The 20,659-nt window shown below is 65.9% G+C and carries 15 protein-coding genes; 7 read left to right on the forward strand and 8 right to left on the reverse strand.

Going from position 1 to position 20,659, the window contains the following annotated elements; translation table 11 throughout:
• Positions 1–117: 117 nt before the first annotated feature.
• From EV672_RS03270 to EV672_RS03290, 5 genes are read right to left on the reverse strand one after another with little or no spacing between them, the layout of a single operon-like run.
• Positions 118–387: an HPr family phosphocarrier protein gene (locus tag EV672_RS03270; protein ID WP_133606151.1), complete on the reverse strand. Its 270-nt coding sequence runs from the start codon at positions 385–387 to the stop codon at positions 118–120.
• Positions 356–814, reverse strand: coding sequence for a PTS sugar transporter subunit IIA (locus EV672_RS03275; protein ID WP_133606153.1), 459 nt, complete (start codon positions 812–814; stop codon positions 356–358). Before EV672_RS03275 ends, EV672_RS03270 begins: the two co-directional genes overlap by 32 nt.
• A gap of 21 nt (positions 815–835) precedes the next feature.
• Positions 836–1,498 carry a hypothetical protein gene (locus tag EV672_RS03280; protein WP_133606155.1) on the reverse strand — a complete coding sequence of 221 codons (663 nt, stop codon included), beginning with the start codon at positions 1,496–1,498 and terminating at the stop codon, positions 836–838.
• Positions 1,499–1,512: 14 nt separating this feature from the next.
• Positions 1,513–2,067, reverse strand: coding sequence for a TlpA disulfide reductase family protein (locus tag EV672_RS03285; RefSeq protein ID WP_133606157.1), 555 nt, complete (start codon positions 2,065–2,067; stop codon positions 1,513–1,515).
• Positions 2,068–2,117: 50 nt separating this feature from the next.
• Complete coding sequence (locus tag EV672_RS03290) at positions 2,118–6,614, reverse strand: YhdP family protein (protein WP_133606159.1); 4,497 nt, start codon at positions 6,612–6,614, stop codon at positions 2,118–2,120.
• A gap of 153 nt (positions 6,615–6,767) precedes the next feature.
• Between EV672_RS03290 and glnE the strand changes: the two genes are divergently transcribed.
• From glnE to EV672_RS18955, 7 genes are all read left to right on the forward strand, one after another.
• The gene (gene glnE / locus EV672_RS03295) at positions 6,768–9,713 is read left to right on the forward strand and encodes a bifunctional [glutamate--ammonia ligase]-adenylyl-L-tyrosine phosphorylase/[glutamate--ammonia-ligase] adenylyltransferase (RefSeq protein WP_133606507.1); all 2,946 of its coding nucleotides are present in this window, start codon (positions 6,768–6,770) and stop codon (positions 9,711–9,713) included.
• A complete protein-coding gene (locus EV672_RS03300; RefSeq protein WP_133606161.1) occupies positions 9,697–10,443 on the forward strand; it encodes a rhomboid family protein in 747 nt (248 codons plus the stop codon). The genes glnE and EV672_RS03300 overlap by 17 nt, the downstream gene beginning before the upstream one ends.
• A 159-nt stretch (positions 10,444–10,602) precedes the next feature.
• Positions 10,603–11,622, forward strand: coding sequence for an EpsD family peptidyl-prolyl cis-trans isomerase (locus EV672_RS03305; protein WP_166643427.1), 1,020 nt, complete (start codon positions 10,603–10,605; stop codon positions 11,620–11,622).
• Positions 11,623–11,674: 52 nt separating this feature from the next.
• On the forward strand, positions 11,675–13,129 hold the full coding sequence (gene epsF / locus EV672_RS03310; RefSeq protein ID WP_133606165.1) for a chain length determinant protein EpsF: 1,455 nt from the start codon (positions 11,675–11,677) through the stop codon (positions 13,127–13,129).
• A 3-nt stretch (positions 13,130–13,132) separates the two neighbouring features.
• A complete protein-coding gene (locus tag EV672_RS03315; protein ID WP_133606167.1) occupies positions 13,133–14,050 on the forward strand; it encodes a polysaccharide biosynthesis tyrosine autokinase in 918 nt (305 codons plus the stop codon).
• A gap of 196 nt (positions 14,051–14,246) precedes the next feature.
• Positions 14,247–15,542, forward strand: coding sequence for a right-handed parallel beta-helix repeat-containing protein (locus EV672_RS03320; protein ID WP_166643428.1), 1,296 nt, complete (start codon positions 14,247–14,249; stop codon positions 15,540–15,542).
• Positions 15,539–16,588 carry a hypothetical protein gene (locus EV672_RS18955; RefSeq protein WP_243738482.1) on the forward strand — a complete coding sequence of 350 codons (1,050 nt, stop codon included), beginning with the start codon at positions 15,539–15,541 and terminating at the stop codon, positions 16,586–16,588. The genes EV672_RS03320 and EV672_RS18955 overlap by 4 nt, the downstream gene beginning before the upstream one ends.
• 4 nt (positions 16,589–16,592) lie before the next feature.
• On the opposite strand, the gene EV672_RS03330 is transcribed toward EV672_RS18955, so the two are convergent.
• Genes EV672_RS03330 through EV672_RS03340 form a run of 3 tightly spaced genes read right to left on the reverse strand, consistent with a single transcriptional unit; the run spans position 16,593 to position 20,658 of the window.
• Positions 16,593–17,924 (reverse strand): GumC domain-containing protein, encoded by a 1,332-nt coding sequence (locus tag EV672_RS03330; protein WP_133606173.1) that lies wholly within the window; start codon positions 17,922–17,924, stop codon positions 16,593–16,595.
• Entirely contained in the window at positions 17,921–19,078 is a 1,158-nt protein-coding gene (locus EV672_RS03335) for a glycosyltransferase family 4 protein (protein WP_133606174.1), read from the reverse strand. Before EV672_RS03335 ends, EV672_RS03330 begins: the two co-directional genes overlap by 4 nt.
• Positions 19,075–20,658: an O-antigen ligase family protein gene (locus tag EV672_RS03340; protein WP_133606176.1), complete on the reverse strand. Its 1,584-nt coding sequence runs from the start codon at positions 20,656–20,658 to the stop codon at positions 19,075–19,077. Before EV672_RS03340 ends, EV672_RS03335 begins: the two co-directional genes overlap by 4 nt.
• Position 20,659 lies beyond the last annotated feature (1 nt).

The following is a 20,659-nucleotide window of genomic DNA, read 5'->3' on the forward strand; positions in this document are numbered from 1 at the left end:
AATTTCGCGCAGACCGTGGCGGCGCGCTGTGGCCTGTTCACGACAAACGCGGCACTTTTTGCGGAAGATGACCGCGTTTCACGCCTGAATGAAGGGGGTGGTTGCCCGAGATCGGGCTCACTCGCCTTCGCCGAACTTGTCGTTGATGAGGGCGATCAAGGCCTTCATGGCGTCGTCTTCGCGCTCGCCCTCGCACTCCAGCTCGACGCTGCTGCCCAGGCCGGCGGCCAGCATCATCACGCCCATGATGCTTTTGGCATTGACGCGGCGGTCATTGCGGCTCATGTGCACCTGGCAGGGATAGCTGCTGGCGAGTTTGGTGAGCTTGGCCGAGGCACGGGCGTGCAGGCCCAGCTTATTGCTGATGGTGACGGTGGTCTTGATCATGGGTGGGCTGACTGGCCTGGTTCTGGGGCCGGCTGGTGGCGATCTGCATGACGCCCTGGACGCCACCTGCCACCGCCCGGGTGATGAGGATGTCCAGCGTTTCGGAAGAATAGTTCAGCGCGCGCCACAGCATGGGCAGGTTGACGCCGGTGACCACCTTGGCGTGCACGCCATCGGCCAGGCGCTGCACGGTGTTGCAAGGGGTGGCGCCAAACACGTCGGTGAGGATGAGCACCTCGCCGCGGCTGTCACCGCTGCGGGCGGTCTCCAACATGATGCGGGCCTGGGCCTCCAGCTCTTCGGGCGTCTGCTGGGCGTGCACGTCCAGCGCCTGCAGGCTGGCGGCGGCCTCGGGGAAGCAATGCTGGGCGGCCATTTTCAGGGCGGAGGCCAGCGGCGCGTGCGCGATGATGATGAGGCCGGACATAGGTGCGCGATTATCGGCGCCTCAGCCAGGAAAGTGGAAGCCCCGCAGGAAGGTGGTGACCCCTTCCCGCCCGGAATGCGCACTCGCGGCCTCGCCCGGCTGCCAGACCGAGGCCTGGAAGACCGTGAGTCCGTGGGAAAAATGCGACGCCGTGACGGTCAGGGGCACGCTCGCGCCACCGCCTTCCCCTGGGCGGCGAGCTTCGAAACGCCAGGTGCGGGAGTCCGATTGGGGCGTCATGCGGGGCACGGCGGCGGGCGGCAGCTCGCTGGCACGCACGGCCGGCTGGGCCAGGGGCTCTGAGCCTGCTTGGGCCGAGGCGGCCTGGGCTTGCCTGGCGGCCTCGCGCGAGGCCGCCTCCAGGTTGCCCCGGGTGGCCGCGGCCAGCGCGCGCAGGGCGACGGGCACCAGGCTGGCATCTGGCACGCTCAGGTGGCTCAGCGCCCAGCGGCTGCCGTCGGCCTCGCAGCTCAGCAGGTGGACGGTGACGACATCCGGCAGGCCGGGCAGCGGAACCTGGCGCTGCGCTTCCTGCGGCTTGCAGGGGAAGGTGGCGAGCAGGCCCTCGGCGCCGGCCGGGCGCACCTCGCGCCAGTTCAGGGCCGGAGCGCAGGCCGAGAGCCCGACGGCGCACAGCACCAGCCAGCGGCGGGGCCGGATCGGGGGGATCGGGGGCGTGGGCACGGTGATCCAGGCGCTCAGGCCGAGGCCGGCGCCGCCAGCAACTTCGCCAGCAACGCGTGGAGGGCCTCGAAGTCGGGCTCGCCGACGTAGCGCTTGGCGATCCGGCCCTGTCGGTCGATGACGAAGGTCGTGGGCGTGAGCTGCACGTCGCCAAAGCCCTTGGCGATGCCGCCGTCGTGGTCGATGGCCACGCGGAAGGGCAGCTGGCGCGTCTGGGCGAACTGCATGACGTAGGCCGGCGGGTCGTAGGACATGGCCACCGCGAGGAATTCGAGGCCCTGGGCCGCGAAGCGGCGGTGGGTCGCGACCATCTGGGGCATCTCTTTGACGCAGGTGGTGCAGCTGGTGGCCCAGAAGTTGACGATGGCGACCCGGCCCTTGAACTCCGTGGTGCGGTGCGCGCTGCCATCGAGCTGGGTGAAAGGCAGATCGGGCAACTGGCTGCTGGCCTGGTCAGCGCAGCCGCTCAGCCAGGCGGGTGCCGTGACCAGGCCGCCCAAGCCGCCCCAGGCGATGGCAGCGGGCAGCGCGGGGGCGGACTGGAGCAGGCGGCGGCGGGTGAGCGTCATGGCAAGGCGGCAGCGGGGCGGCAGAGCGGTTCAGGAAGCCCCATTGTCGGTCAGGGCGAAGACCCTTGCGCGGGCTCGGGGCTGGCGTCCGGGCGCGGGCCACCGCCCTTGGCCACCTGCGGGTCGGCCCAGGGGCCAGTGACCCAGAATTCGCGCGTGGCGGCCTCCGACACCTGCTTGCGCAACAGCATCTGCGCCAGGAAGGTGCCCAAGCCGACCACGGGGTTGATGGCGGCATAGGCCAGCGAGGCGGTGCCGGCGTTGATCTCGGGCACCACGAAGACGTGCAGGTTCTGCGTTTCCTTGACCAGGTCGGCCTGGCCCTCCATCAGCACGATGGCCTGGACGCCGCGCATGCGCAGGTTGCGGGTGGTGGCCACGCCCTGGGCGATCTTGACGTCGCCATCGATGCTGTCGAAGGCGAACCCTTGCTGGAAGAGGTCGCGGAAATCCAGCACCAGGCGGCGCGGCAGGGCCTGCAAGCTGAGCACACCCAGCAGCTTGGCCATGCCGGGGTCGGCCTTGAGGAACTGCCCCTCGTTAATCAGCACCTTGACGTCGCCACCCATGCTGCGGATGTCGAGGTCCAGCGGCGAGCCCAACCAGCTGATCTGCCCGGTGAGCGTGCCCTTGCCGCCCTTGACGGCCTGCGGCATGCCCAGGCGGGCCAGCAGGGCGCCGCTGTTGTGCAGGTCCAGCGTGAACGCGAAGGCCGAGCGCGGCTTGCTGCGTGGCACCGCGGCTTGGGCAGACACGGGGCTCTGCGCCGAGGCATTGGGCGTCGCCTGGGCGCCGAGCGCCGTCCAGTTGCCGGTGGCGTCGAGCTGGGCATCGGCATTGCTCAGGCGCAGGCGGGTCATGCGCCACTCGGGCAAGGCCGGGCCGTTGGCCACGGGCACCTGGCGGTTGACGGCCTCGACCTCGATGCGCCCCAGGTTCAGGCCACGCCATTCGAAGCGGTCGATGACGATGTCGAGCGCAGGCAGGGTGGTGGCCTCGCTGCCCATCATTTGCGCCGACGCCTGCTCTGCCAGCGCCTGGGCTTCGGAGGGCGGCACCGACAGGCGCGACAGGCGTGCGACCAGGCGGCTGGCCGCGCCACCGCCGGCCACGGGCGTGCGGTCGGGCAACCACTCGACCTGCCCGGCCAACTGGGGCGACTCGACCTGGGCGCGCCAGATGCCCGGCCCCGGGTGGGCCACGGTCAGCGAGATGTCCTTGAGGGTGCGCTGGCGCCAGTTCAGCGCCGAGCTGCTGATGGCGATGGTGTCGGGCACGTAGCTGTCATCGGCGCTGGTGTCGGCCACTGCGGCGGGGTTGGCGCGCAAGGCGGCGGCCTTCGCGGTGCGCGCAGCGGGCGATGGCGCCAGGTCGAACACCGCGGTCAGGGCCTCGCGCCAGGCATCGACGTCCAGAGGTCCACTGGCCACCTGCACCGCCATGCCTTTGGCCGGCAAGGGCTGCAAGGCCGTGGCGCCGCCCAGCCCGGGCTGCACGAGGCTGACCACGCCGCGCTGCAGGCGGGAGGCCTCGGTGCGGGTGTCGCGGCGCAGGTCCACGCGCAACCAGGGCAAGGTGCTCGACGTCATCTGCGCGACCTGGGGGTTGCCCAGGTCCACCAGCACGGCATCGCTGTGGCCCTCGTCGTCTTCCAGGCGGTAGGTGAGCTTGAACGGCCAGTTGGCCTGCGCCGGTTTGTTCAACGGCACGGGCAGCGCCGCGGCCACCCCGCGCAGGTTGGACACCACGGTGACCTCGGTGCGCGCCGGCTGGCCATTGGGCTGCTTGCCGCCCGCGCTCACGGACACCGTCACCGGCGCCTCGCCGCTCAGGCGCGGCGCCAGGCGGGCGACGAAGGGGTATTCCTCGGCCTGGCGCAGCGCTTCGGCGGTGATGCTGCCTTGCGCACTGAAGCGCAGCAGCCCCTCGGCATTGCGCTGGCCTTCGACGGCCATCTCCTGGCCCCACACCTTGGTGCGTGCCGACACATTGAGCAGGCTCTCGGTGAAGGTGATGCGGCCGCGCACCGCCGTCATGGGCGGGATGGTGGCGCCCAGCTTGAGCGTGGCGCGGTCCTTGTCCTTGAGGTTGACCTCGCCTTTGAGGCGGGTCTCGGCGCTGCGGTTGAGCGGGATCTCCAGCGCCAACTGCATCGCACCACGGCCCTGGCCCTGCGCCTTGGTCAGGACGCTGCCCAGGCGGCTGGACAAGGGCGAGGCGGACAGGTAACTCAACACGTCCTGCAAAGGGCCCTCGCCCTGGCCACTGATTTTGAGCAGCGGGTCTGGGTCGCCCAGGTCGTCGATGCGGCCTTCGACGTTGACCAGCTCGAACTTGCCGCTGGCCACCGTGCCCAGGCGGGCGCGGCCCCGGTGGATGAGCAGGCGCTGTCCTTCGAACACCAGGTCGCCATCGAGCGCGGTGAAAGGCGGCCAACGCAGCTGGGCGTTGTCGCTGCCCATGAGGCCGGCCGGGGCGTAGTCCAGGGCGACGTCGCGCAGCGGCACCTTCACGCGGAAGCGGCCGCCCTTGTCGTCCTTGAAGGGGAATTCGGCGAGCTCGCCCTCGGCCTCGAAGGTGGCGCCCTCGGAACGCCCGCCCTGGATGGCCAGGCGCACGTACTCGCGGGCTGGCGCTCCGATCATCAAGGGCAGGTAGCGCCACACGCGCGAGGCCTCCACCCGCTTGAAGCCACCTTTGAGCGTGAGCATGCCGGGCAGGCGCGCCACCGGGGCCGTGCCGGTGCGCCAGGTCGCTTCCAGCTGACCCGCCACATCTGCATTGGCAAAACGGGCTTGTTTGACATCCACCTTCCACTGCGAGGGCTCGCCCGGCTGGCGGCCCGGCTGCACCGTCCAGTTCACCTTGGCGGCCAGTTCGTCCAGCTCCAGGCGGGGCACCTCGAACACGCCAGGCAGGGCCAACCAGCCGCGCTGGATCTGCAACTCGGCCTTGCCACCGGCCTCGTTGGCGCTGATGGTGACATCGGCCCCCGACAGGCCCGGCCGGCCTTCGGCGGGCGATTCGGCCAGGCTCAGCCCCTTGACGCGGCCTGCCAGCTTGTAGGCCGTGGGCGCGCCCGCCGGGCCATCCCACTGCCAGGACAGCCCTTCGACCACGCCGTGCGGTGAGAGCTCGGCCAGGCGCGCGCGGGCCTGTGCCGCCAGGGGCAGGCGATCGGCCAGGGCGGCCAGCAAGGCGAGGTCCAGGCGGTCGGCGCGCAGGCTGCCGGCCAGGGTGTCCGACCAGGTGCCCGCGGGCCAGCCCTGCGGCCACGGCGGGTGCTGCCAGGACAGGCTGCCGCTGCTGGCCGGCCAGCTCACGCCGTCGTCCAGCGTGAAGGCCAGGCGCGTGTAGGACAGGCTGGCCTTGCGGTCCTCGTTGGCGGCCGACACCTCACCGCTGAGGCGCCGGAACGCCAGCGGCTGCACATCGGGCGCCAGGCGCAGGCGCACGGCCTGCAGGTCGGTTTGCAGGCGCACGCTGTCGATGCGGCCGCTGCGCAGGGCCAGCGAAGCGCTCAAGGCGCCGTGGCCGCTGTCCACCTCGATGGGCAGGCGCACGTGCTGGCGCAGGCGCTGCACATCCACCCTCGGGAAGGTCGCGGCCACCTGGCCCGACCAGGTCTGCCAGTCGGACGGGCGGGTGCTGTCCACGCCCCAGTGCCGCGCCCAGAACACGGCGCGGTCCAGCGCATGCTCCAGCCAGGCCACCGGTGCGGCGGCGGCCATCGCCAAGGCCTGCGGCTCGGCCGGAGCACGCCCCACCAGCCACAGCGGCTGGGACACCGCCCCGTGCAGCTCGAAGCGCTGGCCAAAAGCCTCCGGCGGCGTGGCGGCCACGTCCAGTTCGTGCACGCGCCCGCGCAGGCTGGGCCGGCTGCGCAGCTTCACGTCCACATCGCGCAAGGCCAGGGTCGGCGCGCGCATCCAGTCGTCGCTCCAGCGCACGGTGCCCTGGCGGATCTCGATGCGCGACTGCGACAGCACCCAGTCCAGCCCACCGCCGCTGTCGGCCGATGTCGCCGAGGCCGCCGGCAATTTCAGCCCGGCGATGTGGATGTCACCGGCCGCATCGCGGCGGATGTCCAACGCGGGGCGCACCAGGGTCAGGCGGTCCAGGCGCAACTCGCCATCGAGCAAGGCCTGCGGGCTCAGGGTGGTCAACGACAGGCGCGCATCCACCTCGGGCAGGCTGAGCGCCACACGCCCATCGGCGTCGAGCAGGCGCACGTCTTGCAAGGCCAGGGTGGGCCAGATCCCATCGGCGCGGCCCCGCACCTGGCCGATCTCGACCTTCAGCCCCAATGCCTTTGTGGCTTGCTGCGCCAAGTCAGCACGCCAGCCATCCACACGCGGCAGAATCGCCCACAACAGGACAGCCCAGGCCACCACCATGAGCATGACCAGCCCGCCCAAGCCCCAGGCCACCGCCTTGAACAGGCCGCTGCCTGCCCGGCCCAGCCACCGCGCGGAAGGTTGGCGCGGCGTGGCCGACGGGCTTGGCGATGCGGCCCCGTCGCCGGGAGAAGAAAACTTGTCTGACATGAAATGCGGTGGCGTCCGTCTATTCCCCGACTCGCAGGCACCAGGTGGTGCACTAACATCGGCGCATGGGATTGGCCCATGGGCTCGCAGGCAGCGGGGTTTGACCAGCGCGAACCCTAGCACAGACCTGCCGTCGCACCTTCTGAACGCATGATGGATTCCCTCCCCGACGCCGCTTCCCGCGCACACCCGTCCACCGTCACAGCGGCGCACTCCCGCTACGTCCAGCGCATCCGTCGCCGCTACGAGAGCGAGCTCGCCGATTTCGCTGTGGCCACGCCTGGTCTGCCGCGCAGCGCCGACATCGCCGCCCTGATCGCCCGCCTGCAAACCGGGGGCCGCGACCTGACCAGCGCCCTGCGCGTGGCCCGCCAGCTCGTCATGGAACGCCTGGCCGTGCTCGACGTCGAGCAATCCGCGCCCATGCAGGACGTCACCACGGTGATGACCGAACTGGCCGAAGTCACGCTCGACCACGCCCTCGCCGCCGCCAAGGCCGAGCTCGACCTCAAGCACGGCGCCCCGCTGAACGAACAGGGCCAGCGCATCGACTTCTGGGTCATCGGCATGGGCAAGCTGGGCGGACGCGAGCTCAACGTCTCGTCCGACATCGACCTCATCTACGTCTATGAGGAAGACGGCCTCACCGCCGGCGTCAACGGCCAGCCCCACACCCAGGTGACGGCGCACGAGTACTTCGCCCTGGTGGCGCGCAAGCTCAGCACCCTGATCGCCGACACCACCGAGGACGGCTTCGTCTTCCGCGTGGACCTGGCGCTGCGGCCCAACGGCAACTCCGGCCCGCCGGTGGTCAGCATGGGCATGCTGGAAGAGTATTTCCTCGTGCAAGGCCGCGAATGGGAGCGCTTCGCCTGGCTCAAGAGCCGCATCGTCGCGCCGCGCCACTGCATGCCGGGTGGCGCGCACCACGCCCGCGCCCTGGCCCTGCGCGACCTGGTCATGCCCTTCGTCTATCGCCGCTACCTCGACTACGGCGTCTTCGAAGGCCTGCGCCAGCTGCACCGCAAGATCCGCGACGAGGCCACGCGCCGCGCCGCCGGTCGCGCCGACCGCGCCAACGACGTCAAGCTCTCGCGCGGTGGCATCCGCGAAATCGAGTTCACCGTGCAGCTGCTGCAGGTGGTGCGGGGCGGGCAATTCCCCGAGATCCGAACCCGTTCCACGCTCAAGGCCCTGCCCCGGCTGGTGGCGCGCGGCCTCATCCCCGAGGCCACGGCCACGCGCCTGGCCGAGTGCTACATCTTCCTGCGCCGCGTGGAGCACCGCATCCAGTTCCTCGACGACCAGCAAACCCACATGGTGCCCACGCAGGACGCCGACGTGGACTGGATCGCGCGCAGCCTGGGCCTGCAGCAAGGTGGCACCCACGAAGCCCAAGCCGCCTCGACCGCCGGACACGGCGACTGCCTGACCGCCGCCTGCCAGCTGCTGCACACCCTGTGCGAGGTGCGCGAATTCGTCGCCATGGAATTCGACGCCCTGCTGCACGACGGCCGCGAAGGCGGCAGTGGCAGCAACGGCGGTTGCAAAGGCTGCAATGGCCCCGCCCTGCCGGTGGACCACGAAGATTTCGCCGCGCGCCTGCCCGCCGAGCTGGCCCCGCACGTCACCGAGTTCGCCCGCCAGCCCAAAGTGGCCATGCTCTCTGACACCGCCAAGCTGCGCCTGGCCAAGCTGATCGGCCGCGCCACCAAGCTGGCCCTGAGCACCCCCGAAGACGCCGATGGCGACGCCACCGAGCCCCTGGGCTTGGACGCCGTGCGCCACTTCATCGACTGGCTCAACCCGCTGCTGCGCCGCGACAGCTACCTCTCGCTGCTGGCCGAACGCCAGGAAGTGCTGCGCCGCCTGCTGCGCCTGCTCGGCCTGGCCAAGTGGCCGATGCGCTACCTGCTGCGCCACCCGGGCGTGATCGACGAACTCGCCGACCCGCGCCTGCTCGAAGGACGCTTCGACGCCACCGCCTACCAGCGCGAACTCAACGAGCGCCACACCGCCTGGGCGCGCGCCGGCCAGGCCGACGAAGAAGCCCTGATGGACACGCTGCGGCGCGCCCACCACGCCGAAATCTTCCGCACCCTGGTGCGCGACATCGAAGGCCTGCTCACCGTCGAGCAGGTCGCCGACGACCTCTCCGCCCTCGCCGATGCCACGCTGGAAACCACGTTGCGCTGGTCCTGGCGCGAGCTGCAGCAGCGCCCCGGCAAACAAGGCAAATGGGCGGTGGGCCGCGAGCCGCACTTCGCCGTCATCGCCTACGGCAAGCTGGGCGGCAAGGAGCTGGGCTACGGCAGCGACCTCGACGTCGTCTTCGTCTTTGACGACCAGCAAGACGCCCTCGACGCCGACGGCCAGGCCGACGCGGGCCCCGACACCCCCAGCCCCATCGACGCCTACCTGCTGTTCGCGCGCAAGCTCATCAACTGGCTGACGCTGCGCACCGCCGCCGGCGAGCTCTTCGACATCGACACCGCGCTGCGCCCCAACGGCAACTCCGGCCTGCTGGTGACCTCGTACCACGCCTTCGACGACTACCAGCGCCAGCGCGGCAGCAACACCGCCTGGACCTGGGAACACCAGGCCCTGACGCGGGCACGCTGGTGCGCGGGCGACGCGGGCCTGGCCGAGCGCTTCGAAAACACACGCCGCGGCGTGCTGTCCTCAGGGCGTGACGTGGCCGCGCTGCACGAAGAAGTGGTCGCCATGCGCCAGCGCCTGCGCGACGCCCACCCCTGCCCTCCCGAGCACTTCGACATCAAGCACAGCCCTGGCGGCATGATCGACGTCGAGTTCGCTGTGCAGTTCCTGGTGCTGGCCCACAGCCACGCCCACCCCGCCCTGATGGACAACCTGGGCAACATCGCCCTGCTGGTGCGCGCCGCACAGGCCGGCCTCATCCCTGCCGATGTGGCCGAGGCCGCCGGCCAGGCCTACCGCGAACTGCGCCGCATCCAGCACAGGGCGCGCCTCAACGAAGCACCCACCGTGCTGTCGGGTGACGCCCTGCAAACCGCGCTGCACCATCGGGACGCCGTGTGCACGCTGTGGCGGGCCGTCTTCGGTGATTCAGCGCACTGAACGTTCAGGCCTTCGCCTGTGGTGGGCGCTGTGCCTGGCGCTGGCCCTGCCCACCTTGCTGCTCAACGCCGCACTGCGCACCTGGCTGCCGCAGGGCAGCGTGCCGCTGGACATGGCCGTCACAGGCTGGCCGCCACTGGCCCAGGCCCTGGTGATGCGTCCGGACGCCGGCCTGGCACAGCCCGTCTGGGTCTGGTGGACCACAGCCTGGCTGCACGGCAGCCCCCCGCACCTGCTGCGCAACCTCGCGGGCCTGGCCCTGATGGCCGCACTCGGCACGCTGCTGCGGCCCTCTCGCCCAGCGGCACTGGCCGGGTGGCTGGCCTGGCCGCTCACCCAACTGGGCATGCTGATGCAACCGTCCCTGGGCAGCTACGTCGGACTCTCTGGCGTGCTGCACGCGGGTGTGACCGTGCTGGCACTGCATGCCGCGATGGCACCGTCGCGTCAGCCGATGCCGCGCACCCTGTTGCACCCCTTGCCGCGCACATTGTCGCCATTGGCCCCCTCGGTCACGGGCCTCCGCCTGGGTGGCCTCGCCTTGTTGTCAGCGCTGGCAGCGAAAATCCTCATGGAAAACCCCTGGGGTCAGGCGCTGGTGGCGTCCACTTCGTCGGCTATAAACGTGGCCCCTTGGGCCCATTTGAGTGGCTGCGCGGCAGGCGCGCTGGTCACCGGGCTGCTCTGGGTGCTGGCCGCAGGGAGCCGGTTGGCGCGCCGATGTCACTGAACGACAACGTTGCATGAGCTGACATCTGCGCTGCGTACACTCGTTTGAGTGTCCATGTGTGTTCCGCGGGAACTTCATGGCCGCTTCATGAATCTCGCACAGAAGCCGATAAACCCGGCAACTTTGCATCCTCACCGACCAACCTCCTCAAACCCGACCATGCAACACCGCCTGCACGCCCTTGCCCAACCCCGCGCCCTGCGCCTCCTGGCCCTGCTGCCAGTGGTCGTGGCCGCCACCCTGGCCGCCGGTTGCGGCGACAAGTCCAAGTCCGAGGGCAAGGCCAGCCAGGCAGCTGCCCGCGTCGATGGTTCCGAGATCACCGTCCACCAGATCAACCAGGTGCTGGAGCGCCAGCAAGGCCTGCGTCCCGAGCAGGCAGACGCCGCCGGTCGCCAGGTCCTGGAAGGCCTGATCGACCAGCAACTCGCCGTGGCCAAGGCCGAAGAGCAAAAGCTCGACCGCGACCCGCAAGTGCTGGCCGTCCTGGAAGCCACCCGCCGCAACATCCTGGCGCGCACCTACATCGAGAAGGCCTCGGTCGCCGGCACCACCGCGCCCACCGGCGACGAAATCCGCAAGTACTTCGACGCCAAGCCCGCCCTGTTCTCGCAGCGCAAGGTCTATGCCCTGCAAGAGTTCACGGTGCCCTGCACACCCGCACAGTCCAAGGAGCTGATCGAAAAGCTCAAGACCGTGCGCACCCCGAGCGAGTACGCCCAGGCCATACAGGCTGCCGGCCTGAAGTTCACCACCAACCAGGTGACCCAGGGCGCCGAAGGCCTGCCGATGCCCATCATCGAGCCCCTCTCCAAGGTCTCCAACGGCGAGTCCCTGTTCCTGACCGCCAAGGACGGCTTCAAGGCCCTGCTCGTGATCGCCAGCAAGGACCAGCCCGTGACCTTCGAACAGGCCAAGCCCGCCATCGAGCAATTCCTGACCGTTGAGCGTCGTCGTGAATTCGCCCAAAAGACGGTGAAGGACATGCGCGCCGCCGCCAAGATCGAGTACATCGGCAAGTTCGCCGAGAAGGCCGCTTCGGGCGCAGCCTCGGGCGCCGAAGCTGGTGCAAGCGCTGTCTCGCCGCTGGCACCCATCGCGCCGTCGGCACCTGCAGAAGGTGCCAGCACGGCGCTGGATGCAAACACCCTCAGCAAAGGCCTGAACGGGCTGAAGTAAGCTAAGCCACCCCAGACTGATTGACCAGCCTGGGGTGCAATCACTGCACAACATGAGCTTTACCGACTTCCTTCGCGTCATCCGCGCTCGCTGGGTTCTGGCAACCAGCATCTTTGCCGTTCTCACGCTGGTGGCCTTGATCGGCAGCCTCGTGTGGCCGAAGAAGTACACGGCACAAGCCACGCTCATGATTGACCTCAAGGTCGATCCTGTGGCTGGAACATCTGCAACAGGCGTGATGCCGTCGGCAGCGTTCCTGACCACCCAGGTGGACATCATCGAAAGTCAACACGTCGCGCAGAAGGTCATCGCCAACCTGAAATTGGCAGACGACGACGGCTTCCGCCGCAATTGGGACAAGCAAGGGCGCAAAGGCGATTACGCCTCGTGGCTCGCCGATGCCATCCTGGCAAATCTGAAGGTGGAGGCTGCGCGGGAGTCCAACATCGTCAACATCAGTTACTCGCACACCGACGCCAAGCTCGCGCAAGCCATGGCCAACAGTTTTGCCAAGGCGTACATCGACTCCACCGTCCAGTTCAAGACGAATCCCGCAAGGCAATACTCGGAATTTTTCGAGGAACGCGCCAACCTGGCTCGCCAGAAGCTCGAAAAGGCGCAGGTACGTTTGTCAGAGGCCCAACAAGCCAAAGGCATCCTGGTCACCGACGAGCGGCTGGACGCTGAAACGGTCAAGTTCAACGAACTCTCCAGCCAACTGACCAGCCTTCGTGGACTCCTCGCCGATTCCGGCAGCCGCAGTCGCCAGGCAGTGCGTGCAGGTGACATCGCGCCTGACGCCATGTCGAACTCCCTCGTCACTTCGCTGCGCACCGAGCTTTCCCGCCAGCAGGCCAAACTCGATGAAGCCCTGGAGCGCTACGGCGACAACCATCCCAGCATCTTGGAGACCCGAGCCAACATCGCCTCGATCCAAGACAAGCTGGGTCAGGAAACATCCCGTGTGACCCGCAGTCTGGGCGCAACAGACCAGATCAACCAAGGGCGTCTGGCCGCCATCCAGGCCGCCTTCGACGCTCAGAGGGACAAGCTGCTGAAGCTCAAGGAAGACCGCAACGAGTTGATGGTCATCGAGCGCGAGGTGGGCGCAGCCCAGCGTGTATATGACGCCATCCAGGCACGTCAAAGTCAAATGAGCCTTGAAGGCAGCAATAACCAGAACAATGTGGTCGTTTTGAGCACCGCCACCGAACCCGTGACGCCCTCGGCGCCGCGCGTCGGGGTCAACACCGTGATCGGCGCACTGCTCGGCACGGTGCTGGCTGCTTTCGTGACAATTCTGATTGAGCTGGGAGATCGGACTGTGCGCAGCACCTCCGACATGGTCAACTTGCTGCAGACCCCAGTCATCGGCTACCTGTCAGCACGCCAAACCCGCAGGCGCTGGTGGCATGGTCGAGACGAAGCCGTTCTCTACCCACTTGAGCGCAATGCATATCCTGGCTTGGAAACAGCCAGTTCCCCAACGCCCGGTCGCCTGAGCTGAACCATGGACAACGCCAAGAAGTTTCTCAATTCGGGCTACGTTGCGGGCGACGCCCCCTTCCCCGACACGGCGCAGATGGATCACAGCGAGTCCAGCATCGGCGAAATCATCAGCAAAGCCAACAACCTGTCGCCGGATCAGCTCGAGTCCATCCTCCAGTACCAGCGCGAACACAAGGTTCGGTTCGGCGAAGCCGCCGTCGCCATGGGGCTGGCCAATGCCGACGATGTCATGTGGGCGCTGGCGCAACAGTTCCACTACCCCTACAGCGGCGAGAAAGAAGACACCTGCAGCAAAGAGCTGGTGGTCGCCACGAGCCCTTTCTCAGCCCAGGCCGAGGCGTTTCGCACGACCCGCAGCCACCTCATCATGAAGATGTACAGCGGCAGCACGCCTCGCAAGGCACTCGCTGTGCTGAGTGCCGACACTGGTGATGGCAAAAGCTATTTCGCGGCCAATCTGGCTGCAGCGTTTTCACAGCTTTCCGGACGGACGCTGCTGATCGACGCCAACATGCGCAACCCGCGTCTGCATGAAATCTTCAAGCTGAACAACGCTTCTGCGGGCCTGTCCAGCATCCTCACGGGGCGCGCTGTCAACAACGTCATCAAATCGGTGAAGTCGATGCCAAGCCTGTTTGTGATGCCCGTTGGCACGGTACCGCCCAACCCGCTCGAACTGGCCGAGCGCCCTGCTTTTGGCTTGTTGGTCCGTGAGTTGCTGACCAAGTTCGACCACGTCATCGTGGACACACCCGCACTTTCGCACGGCATGGACGGTGCAGTGATCGCCTCCAGATGTGGGGCTGCGGTGATTCTGGCTCGACAGAACATCACCCGCGTCAACAAATTGCAAGCGGTGGTGGGTGCCTTGCGAATGTCTGAAACCAGCATTGTCGGCAGCATCGTCGTCGATCACTGACATGCGACGGAGCGCTGCGCTGCTGCTGCTGGCTGTGGGCTTTGCGAATGCGGCGCAGCCAGGGCAAGCGCAAGGCGCAGGCAAGGTGGGCGCTCCCACGGCTTTCTCAGGTTGCCCCCCTGGGGCCAGTCAACGCCCTGCTGGCCAGCTCAGTCATCACATTCAGCAAGCCATTCGCAAGGCAGGTCCTGGCGGCATGGTCCGGCTCTCTGGCGAATACACCATTGAACAGACGCTGGAGCTTCTGGACGGCAGCACCTTGTGCTCCGACGAGGGCGCGACGCTGACCTGGGCGGACAGGGGCCGTGGCGGCATGATGATCAGCGCAACGAGCGCGCAAGGCACACGCATACGCAGCCTCGTTCTGGATGGAAGAGGAATTGCCATCAAGGGAGATGGTCACGCCATCGAGGGCAACCTCATACGCAACGTCCAGGCCGACAGCCCTGCCAACAACCGATGGGGTGAACGGCACGGCGTCTTCATCGTGGATCGCGGAACGCACCTGATCATCCGCAACAACATCTTCACGCAGATCGTTGACACGGGGATCATCGGCCACAACGTGCATCGAAGCCAGATTGAGGCCAATGGCTTTGTGGACATGCACGAAGGCATCCATCTGTTTTCGGTTGCGAACACGCAGATCCGTGACAACACAGGATCACGTTTGCGCGCCATGTGCATCGAAATCCAGGGAGACAACCTTCCCGGTCTGCTGGTGGAGCGCAACCGATTCAGCAAGTGGCATCCAGCGCACAGCAGCAAGGCCTACGTGATGTCGGTTGTCGCAGGGCTGGGGGCTGTGATCAGAGGCAACGTCATCGAGGGCAGTCCGGACATGTCGGCAGGCTTGGAGGTCGGCGGCGATGGTCCTCAGGTCATGGACAACACCTTGTGGGATGCAAACTTGGTCATCGCCGATGCACCGGACGCGCTCATCAAGGGCAACAAACTTGTGCGGGCCTCCATCCTCAAGGACGTGAATCGCGTCACTCGCGGCAGCCTTCTGATCGAGGGCAACACCATTGAGGACGCGCCGCGGGTCGCCCTGTTCGCTGATGAATGGGGGGGCTATGAGCAGGTGACGATCAGAGGCAACCTCATCCGCAAGAAACTGACGGAAAGCACCATCGATTTCGCGGCCATCGTCGCCTCACCGTTCCGCAAACGACCCGTGGTCATTGCCGACAATGTGATCCGGTTCGAGCTCGCTGGACGCAAGCGCCCGGTTCGTGCTGTGTGCATTGCGAACGCGGGTTATCAAGGCAACTTGCAAGGCATGCAAGTCAACGGCAACACCTGCGACGGCGCAGGCGTGGCCCTTTTTGGTGACAGCAACTCCTTGGGCGGGCACATCGGCGTGCGCTACCAGCGCAACAAGTTGATGAACCTGCAGAACACCATCACAGGCCACACAGATGGCTTGCAAGCCACTGGCAATGAATTGTCGGGAGTGGCAGCAGACCATGGCAAATTGAAAAATCCATGAACACTGCTCACTCGGTTGCACCGCCTCGCCACCCCGTTGGCCGCCACACGCACCACCTCGTCATTCTGTGCTTGCTGGCGTGGCTGTGCCTGCATGGCGTCGCATTCACGGATTTCCGCGAATTCAAGCTGCTGCTGGCCCCCTGGAGCCAAGTGACCCTGCCACCGGAAAAGCAGTACCTTTATTCATCGCCTTGGCTTGCAGGCCTCGGTCGCCTTGTTTCCACCTTGCTGAGCCCTTCTCTGTCCTACGCGGCGCTGTGCGCCCTGGGCCTGCTGCTGCTCGCCTCGGTGCTCCACAAGAGCTTCTTGCGCGAACACGGTGAAAACGAGGCATGGATCGCATGGCTCTTGCTGATGGCCACGCCCTTGCCCATGGTGTGGCTGCAATGGATTGGTAAAAGCGACACGTATCTGCTGTCCGCATGGTTGCTCATGCGCCTGACGAACAGGCCCGTCATTCACGCAGCACTGGCAATGGTCATGGTGCTCTGCCACCGTGAACTGGCATTGCTCATCCTGATGATGGATGTCTTGCTGTCACGACGTCTCCGCCCCGGAACACTCGTGGGTGCGTTGACAGGCATCGGATTGATGGCGTTGTATCACCACGTCGTGCTGGAAGCGGCACCGATGGGGCGCATTGCGTATGCCACTCAGGACCGGTGGTCCATCCCTCTGGGCAACCTCTCTGTGTGGCCCGCCATGCTGGCGTGCAGCATGTCCTGGTTCTGGATCACGGCGATCGCTTTTTGCCGGCCGGGCTGGCGTGACGCCATCGTCCTGCTGGCCTGCATGGCGGTGGCAGCCATGACGCTCGATTTCACCCGCGTCTTTGGCTTGCTGAGCATGCCCTGGATACTCGACCTTCTCCAGCGAGGTGTGCCCGCAGCGGCCCACGCTGCACGCACGTCTCGTCTTTGGCATGCCGGCATCATCCTGCTGGCCATCATGCCCTCTGCACAGCTGATCAACTTCGAGGTCAAAGGCTCTCGCAGCCTGGACAACATCACGATGATGTTGGGCGCCGTTCACAAGACACCTTGACCCCTCAACGCAGCGACCACGTTTGACCGGATCCGACGACTTCCGAAACATCTTCCAGCGTTCGCACCCTGCGGTCTGCCCGCTCCATCACACCAGCGCCCAACCACGCCAAGAGCAGACCCAGGCTCAATGAAACAGGCACGTAATAGGCAAGCTTGGGGAACCAGCTGTCGGTGGGCATGGTCGCTGCGCTCATCAGCCGAACATCGGCACGAGGTGCCTCCCGGTTCAGTACTGCAATTTCTGCGTTGGTAAGCGCCTCCTCGTACCGTTCGCCTGCGCTCTCGACACCTTGCCGAGATGCTTCGTAGGACAGTCGACGTTGTTCACGCTCCAGCAGTGTCGATCTTGTGTCCATGTCGTTGCCACTCACCGAGCGGGCCACATCGCCACGAATCTGCACGCCCAGCGCCGACGCTGCCCTCCGTTTTCTCTCATGCGCCTCAATGGTCGCCTCTACGGCTCGGATAGAGGCGTCCAGCGCCTTGACCACGGGATGACCATCGCCCATGTTGCTCTTGGCCTCGGCACGCTGCCCCGTCAGCACGGTCAATTTCTGACGTTGGGTGTTGAGAAAACCATCGTCCAGCAAACTGCCAGGATCACGCCCTTGATCAAGCACCCGTTGCTGCGCCTGGCCCTCCAGGTGCGAGCGGACGAAGGCCGATGTTTGCCGACTGCCACTGAGGAAGGCCCTGATGCCTGGATCGGTCAAGCCCTCACCCAACAACTCTGCGCTGCCACGCTGCCTCAGCGCCTCTTGAGCTGCCTTCAGTTCCACGCGCGATCTGGCCTGTGCCGACGCAAAAGCCTGATCGGCAAAACGGTCGGACCCCTTGTTCAAGAGATCGGAAACGCGGATCAAAGCATCGGCGTAGGCATTCGCCAGGGCCTTCGCTGGCTCAGGCGTTGTGGCTGCATACCCAATCTTCAAAACCATGGAGCCCCGAGAGCCATCCGGGACGATCCCGGCCATCACAACGCTCTGAAGCCACTGCTCATAAGACATTCCCGCTGGCGCACCGGTCTCCCAGTTCTCCCGCATCACATCGCTGCGGTCCAGCCCAGTGGTCCTGATCACCTCCTCGGCAACCAGGCTGCTGGTCAGCAAGCTCACTTTGGCGGCCAGGACATTGGCACGCTCATCGTTCGCCACCAGGCGTGTGGGCGATGGCCCTGGATCCAGCAGCACCACCGCTTGCGACAAGTACTGATGCGGCAGCATGAACCAGCAGGCCACGGCCATCCATTGAGAAAAGAAAAAAATGAAACCGGCCAACCAGCGCCGGTGCTGCAAGGCCTGCCAACTCATCAATGCCGTCTTCGAATGCTTCATGACCGCCCCTGCATGGTTGCCTTGGTCGCTGCCACACCCTGCCGCAGAGCCTGCCACACGCCATCGGCACAGCGCTCCCAAGACAGGTCCGATGTGATGCGATGGTGCGCTTGCGAACTCAATGCCTCGCGCTGCGAAAGCGTCCAAGGAGCATCGCAAAGGCGATGCATGGATTGCCCAACCTCGTCAGAGGATTGGGGCGCGACATGGTGCGCCAAACCTCCCGTGACCTCCTTCAACACACCGAGGTTTGAGCAAAGAACCTGTGTACCCACACGCAATGCCTCAATGGGCGGGTAGCCGAATCCTTCCATCAAGGAAAGGAACACAAAGAGGTCTGCGTGCCGGTACAAGGCCAGCAATGCTTTCTCAGACACCCGGCCCACCGGCAGCACACCGCTCTGGCGGACATCACTGGCGCCGCACAGAACCAATGGCAAGGCACGGGCACCCGCCAACCGGCAATAAGCCGCATAAGCCGCGAGCACACCTTGCTGATTTTTGTGCGGCAGCCCTGATGCCATGGCAAAAATGAAGCGCCCCTCAACGCCCGCGGGCAAGTCTGAACGCACGGCCTCCACCGCCTCGGCAGCGTCAACGCCATTGAGCACCACGCTCACGCGTCGAGACGGAACACCGTGCTCAGCCAGTGCACGGCCGGTCTCTTCGGAAATGGCGATCAGGCGGTCGGCACGCCGGAAAGCGTGCTCAAACGCACCTGACACCAGCCAGCTTTCCAGGCGACCGAAGTACCCGGGCCACTGTTTGAAATACCAGAAAGGAATGAGATCGTGGATCACAGCGACTCGCGCCACCCCGCGTGGCCATGCCGTGCTCCTGGGGATGAAGCCTTTGGGAGACAGATAGACATCGGCACCCATGCGACGCAGGCACAGCGCTGCGCCCAGCCTCATCCACCACTGACGCCAGATGTGCCCTGGCATGCGCGGCTGAATGCACACCACGGAGCCCTGCCCAGGCACCACCCGCCTCTGGAAATCAGCCAGGTTGTCGCCGTTGCAGACCAACACCACGTGATCGTCGGGACCACACCGCCTCACCAGCTCAGAGAAAAGACCCAAGGCATAACGGTAAATGCCCACGCTCTTGGCGGAAACCGGGGTCAACTCACTGGCGTCAAACAGGAGTTTCATACCCTCCTCCGCTGAGCAAGCGGCTGCAAAGGCACCGTCAACTTGCCAGTCACCACCATGAACTCCACCAGGGCCATGCCAGCCACGAAGTAGTACATCGATGCAATCGAGGGCGTTTCGAAAATGGGCTCCGAGAGGCTGGTCAGCAGGTACATGCCCATCAAGATGACGCTCCAAGTGGCCACACCTCTGTAGTGGCCGTTGTCGGATTCGCTGACCGGCGCACGCTTGGCCCCCCTCGCAGCTGCAAAAAACGGTATCAGCACGATGTACGCCCACAGGCAGAAGTACACCAGCCCCCCTCGGGACAAGCTTGAAACAGCGCTGTTGTGAGGTTCACGAACAGCCACACCTTCCCCGTAATCGCCACCAGGTGAAGAGAAATTGGTCAGTGCCTGGCCGTAGCCTACGCCGAACAGGATCGTTTCAGGGGATGCGCTCCACTTGTCAAGAGACGACATCCACCAATCGAGACGCTGGTTCACGCCGTGCGCACCCGCCTCGTCACCATGCTTGCCTGACAACGTCATGGCCCGATCGATCATGGCCGACAAGGTCACCTCGTTGATGCGCCCGGGGATCTTGATCCCGAAAACCTCCACCACACCCAGCCCAGCCACCAACAGCACCACCCCCACCATCGTGGACACGAAAGCCTTGCGGTAGCCGAAGTACGCGAGCACCAATGGCAGCCCAAGGAAAATGGCGTAGTAATTGCGAGACTGCGACACGGCCACCATGATCAATGCGTTCAACATGAGCAGCACCACAAACGGGTACTTGAGCCAGGCACGCTGGGGGAAGAGATGCGGCAAGGCGAACCAGGCCGCAACGGCAACGGCCGAATTGAATGCTGCGGTCAGCATGTGGCCGAGAACCGGCACCGTTTGTTGGTAACTCTGAAAACCCGGGGACAGCGCACGGATGTAGGGCGAGATCGGACTGAGCAGGCCATAAACCACACCCATCACGATCCACAGGGTCAACAGCCGGTTGCGCCAGGACACCCACTTGCCTTGCGACAGGCCATACACCGTGACCGCCAAGCCACCCATGAAATAAATCAGATCAACCACAGACAAGATGTCGCGCACCGCAGACATGCCATGGCGCTGCATGTCGCCATACAGATGCACCGCAATGGGCACGGCCATGGCAACCAAACAGACCCAGAAGGCCGGTATCTTTTTGAGCACGTGGATTGTCTTGGGCAACAGGAAAAGCAGCCCCAGGAACACCGACAGTTCGGCCACCGTGACTTTGGCGCCGCCCGCACCAACCACCATGTTGGAGAACCCGTAGTTGAGGATCGCCTGCCCCAGGATCACGCTCATCACGGCGCGCACGTACCACGGCGCATCGGTGCTCACGAAATGGAAAGCGGCCAACAGCACCACGCCGACAACGATGAAGCGCAACACCATCAGCACCGTGAAGGGGCTGCTCACCATCCAGAAATTCACCAGCAAGGGAATCAGCACACCCAGCACGAGGGTCAATGAGATTCCCAGCAGGTTTGCTCTGAGCCACATGAGTCGCTGGAGGGCAAACGAACCGGCGCGGACAGTCAAAGTTCCCATC

The organism is Aquabacterium commune, from assembly GCF_004362855.1.
In the GTDB taxonomy this organism is placed as follows: domain Bacteria; phylum Pseudomonadota; class Gammaproteobacteria; order Burkholderiales; family Burkholderiaceae_C; genus Aquabacterium; species Aquabacterium commune.